General features: G+C 73.3%; 2 protein-coding genes. Both read left to right on the top strand.

Going from position 1 to position 662, the window contains the following annotated elements; genetic code table 11:
* The coding region (locus ACFWEP_RS25840; protein WP_387373317.1) for a methionine adenosyltransferase domain-containing protein at positions 1–335 on the top strand (335 nt) is incomplete at its 5' end.
* A 132-nt stretch (positions 336–467) separates the two neighbouring features.
* A partial coding sequence (locus ACFWEP_RS25835) for a hypothetical protein (protein WP_387373315.1) occupies positions 468–662 on the top strand: 195 nt, incomplete at its 3' end.

Genomic DNA, 662 nt, shown 5'->3' with positions numbered 1-662 from the left:
CCGCGTACGCCATGCGCTGGGTGGCCAAGAACGTCGTCGCGGCCGGCCTCGCCGCCCGCTGCGAGGTCCAGGTCGCGTACGCGATCGGCAAGGCCGAGCCGGTCGGTCTGTTCGTCGAGACCTTCGGTACCGCCGCGGTCGACACCGACAAGATCGAGCACGCCATCGGCGAGGTCTTCGACCTCCGCCCGGCCGCGATCATCCGCGACCTGGACCTGCTCCGCCCGATCTACGCCCAGACGGCGGCGTACGGCCACTTCGGCCGCGAGCTCCCCGACTTCACCTGGGAGCGCACCGACCGGGTCGACGCGCTGCGCGCGGCCGCCGGTCTCTGACCACCGCCGGTCCGCCGGCGGCGGACCCGCACACGTGACGACGGCCGGGGCCCGGACACCATGACGGTGTCCGGGCCCCGGTCGTTCGCCGCGCACCGTGCGCTGTCGGTCCCCTCTGGTAGGAATGTGGCTGTGAGCAGCGAGGACGAGCGGGCGGACGAGCCCGGGGACGGCATGCCGGAGCAGCTTGCGCTCATCCGGGAGACCGTGCGCCGGGCGAAGGTGCCGCGCGCCAAACCGCGTACCTGGCGCGGAGCGCCGCTCGCCGCCGAACTGCCCGTGGCACGGGTCCTGGTGAACAAGGGCGTGCTCCACCTCGATCAGTAC

This window comes from Streptomyces sp. NPDC060198, assembly GCF_042728415.1.
Classification (GTDB): Bacteria; Actinomycetota; Actinomycetes; order Streptomycetales; family Streptomycetaceae; genus Streptomyces.
This window is presented reverse-complemented; position numbering and strand designations above follow the sequence as displayed.